Below are 1,759 nucleotides of genomic sequence, written 5' to 3' on the forward strand. Positions count from 1 at the left end.
TCTTTAAAGGATGGCTGCTTCTAAGCCAACCTCCTGGTTGTTTTGGTCGTCCCACCTGCTTTCCCACTTAGCCATGAATTAGGGGCCTTAGCTGGAGGTTAGGGTTGTTTCCCTCTTCACGACGGACGTTAGCATTCGCCGTGTGTCTGCCATCTAGTACTCCCGGGTATTCGGAGTTTGGTTAGGATCAGTAAGCCTGTGGGGCCCCATTACCCATCCAGTGCTCTACCCCCCGGGGTATTCGGATGACGCTCTACCTAAATAGATTTCGCAGAGAACCAGCTATCTCCGAGTTTGATTGGCCTTTCACCCCTAGGCACAACTCATCCCGACCTTTTTCAACAGGTGTGGGTTCGGCCCTCCAGTAAGTGTTACCTTACCTTCAGCCTGGTCATGCCTAGATCACTCGGTTTCGGGTCTGATCCCACAAACTCATGCGCCCTATTAAGACTCGCTTTCGCTGCGCCTACACCTAACGGCTTAAGCTTGCTTGTGAGACCAAGTCGATGACCCATTATACAAAAGGTACGCCGTCAGGACTCAAGGTCCCTCCGACTGCTTGTAGGCGTCCGGTTTCAGAAACTGTTTCACTCCCCTCGTCGGGGTGCTTTTCACCTTTCCCTCACGGTACTGGTTCACTATCGGTCAGTAAGGAGTACTTAGCCTTCGGAGGTGGTCCTCCGATCTTCAGACAGAATTTCACGTGTTCCGCCCTACTTAATACGTCCCATCGAGCTTCCTATACGGGGCTATCACCCGCTATGGCCACATTTTCCAATGTGTTCTAGTCACTCTCAAGGCTCGGCTGATCCGCGTTCGCTCGCCACTACTAACGGAGTCTCTATTGATGTCCTTTCCTCCGGGTACTTAGATGTTTCAGTTCCCCGGGTTTGCTCTTTTAAACCTATGTATTCAGTCTAAAAGTACCTGGTTCAATCCATTATAAAGTGCCGTAAAGCAATTATAACAAACTGTCAGGTGGGTTGCCCCATTCGGAAATCCATGGATCAAAGCTTATTCTCAGCTCCCCATAGCTTATCGCAGAGTATCACGTCCTTCATCGCCTCTTACTGCCTAGGCATTCACCAAACGCCCTTCTCGCGCTTGATTTGATCCAGAAAGAGCAAAACTGTGACCGAAGTCACGCCATTTTGCAGACCCACACAAGCTGGTAAGATGTGTGGATGCGCTTTCCAAACCAAAAGCATACATTTTCCCGCCAGACCTATAAGGTCTGACATAAGACAACACCCTGTATGAAGGGGTGTGTCTCAGCTTTAAGACCGTGCGATCTTAAAGCTTGGTTAGTGTACTTGACTTGGACAACATTGCGTTTTGCAACCGCGATACCTGTGATCCGCCGAGGAGGCTTTGCACCGGCCGGCTTCCGAAGAAGCAGCAGTTGAGCTCGTCCAAATACTATGGGGAGCAACAATGTTGTTCGTTATATTAGGACTAATCCCAATATAACTTTAATCTCTCTATACGATGTCAATGCGCTGCAATCCCTACGGAATTGTCAGCTATGTCCAAGTTGGACAATCAAACACTCGAGAGAGCGCTTGATAATTCAACCAAAACTGAAGGATATGTGATGCTTAGCAAAAGTTGTGTTTGGTGGAGCCTAACGGATTCGAACCGTTGACATCCTGCTTGCAAAGCAGGCGCTCTACCAACTGAGCTAAGGCCCCGTTAAACACGTTCAAATCAAAGATCCTAAAACTACTCTCGTGACCTTTTCTCACAGAAAAGGCACTGC

1 tRNA gene and 1 rRNA gene are annotated in these 1,759 nt (G+C 48.9%); both read right to left on the reverse strand.

From position 1 onward, the window contains the following. Positions 1-1,110 (reverse strand): 23S ribosomal RNA (locus KO499_RS00845); the annotation flags it as partial. Between the two features lie 505 nt (positions 1,111-1,615). Further along, positions 1,616-1,691, reverse strand: a tRNA-Ala gene (locus KO499_RS00850). Positions 1,692-1,759 lie beyond the last annotated feature (68 nt).

Source organism: Marinobacter sp. F3R08, assembly GCF_018860425.1.
GTDB lineage: Bacteria > Pseudomonadota > Gammaproteobacteria > Pseudomonadales > Oleiphilaceae > Marinobacter.